The 1,584-nt window shown below is 65.2% G+C and carries 1 protein-coding gene; it reads left to right on the top strand.

The window, feature by feature from the left end:
• A partial coding sequence (locus AAF481_20540) for a hypothetical protein (protein ID MEM7483555.1) occupies positions 1-1,584 on the top strand: 1,584 nt, incomplete at both ends.

Raw genomic sequence — 1,584 nt, 5'->3', positions numbered from 1 at the left:
GTTCTCCTTCTCGGAGGCGGCGTTCGAGGCTCGGGTCTCGGAGGATTTCAACGCTGGGGTGGGCTGGACGGTGAGCCTGGGTGGGTATCTGACGAACAGCCAGTTCGGGGACAACCCGAACGGCTGGAACCTGACGACGGAAGATGGAGCGCAGCACCACTTCTATCAGTCGCTCCATGTGGGAGAGGCGACCGGGACGGCCTTCCAATACACGCGCGACGGCTCCTACCTGCGGCTGACCAAATCGAGCCGCGAGGTGGAGTACCCGGATGGGACGATCCGGACCTACGGCCAGCAGGAGCCTGGTGTGCCGGGGAAGTTTCGCCTGACGCAGATCCGAGACCGTTTCGGCAACGCGGTGACGGTGACTTACAACGACGGTGCCCAGCCTTCGTGGACGATCGCCGATGGTCTGCGGACGCACCGGGTGGAGTTCGAGTTGGGTTCGGCGGGCGTCCGCCGGGTGAAGGCGGTGAAGCTGGCGGCATTCAACGGCTCGGTGGCGACGTACTCCTTCGGCTACACGTCGAAGACGATCACGCGCAGTTGCTGGGACTCTCCGGCTTCTCAATATCCCTCCGGCTTCTCGGACCCGACGCCGCCGACGGCGACGGTGGATTTCCTGGCCTCGCTGACCCTTCCTGGCACCGGCGGTGCCTTCGAGATGCCGGAGCACTACGAGGACTGCACACAGAGCAAGAACGCCCCCGGGGTGCTCAAACGGCTGCGTCTTCCAACGCGGGGCCTGATCGACTGGACCTACACCGACTGGGACGTGCTGATGCGCTCGCCCCTGACCTTGAATCGCGGCCCAGACACGGAGCCGGCGATCGGTTCCCAAGAGGTGCTGGCGGTGGCGTCGAAGACGGTGCTCAACTCGAACGGCCTGTGCGAGAACCACGACTGGCCGTCTTGTACCTGGACCTACCGCACAGAAGGCGGCGGCGGTTTCACCCGCAAGGTGATCGTCCGCGAGCCGTCGGGCGATGAGACAGTGCACTACTTCGCGAACGACCCGAAGCTGGATCGGGCCGGCTTTTCGGGCTGGGAGTACGGCCTCCCGCTCCACCTCGGCGATGTCTCCGGAGGGCTTCACCTGTCGCGGGAGATCTTCGATGGCCCGGCGACCTCCCAAAACCTCAAGCGCTCGGTCCGTGTGGCTTACGAGCACGACAAGCTCAAGCCTGGGGGAACCATCGGCTTCACGAGCGACTGGTACGACTCGAACCGCCGCCCGCGAGTGGAGCGGACGACGTTCCACGACGACAACAACCGCTGGGTGGAGACGGTGTCCTCGGACTTCGATGGCCTGGGTCAGCACCGGGTGCAGGCGACGACGGCCAACTGGGGCTCGAACCGCACCACCACGACGACCTATAACCCGGCTCGAGGCACCTACCTGGTCAACCCCTCGAACAACCTCTTCGCCTCGGGCCACAGCTTCACTCCGTGGCCTTCGAGCCAGCCTTGGCTGCTGCAGCTTTCGACCTCGCGGGAGACCCAGGACGGTTCCGATCGGGTGCGGGTCGAGACTTGCTTCAATTCGAACACGGGCTTCCTCGAGCGGGAGCGGCGCCTCAAAGG

The sequence above is a fragment of the Acidobacteriota bacterium genome (assembly GCA_039030395.1).
Taxonomy (GTDB): domain Bacteria; phylum Acidobacteriota; class Thermoanaerobaculia; order Multivoradales; family JBCCEF01; genus JBCCEF01.
This window is presented reverse-complemented; position numbering and strand designations above follow the sequence as displayed.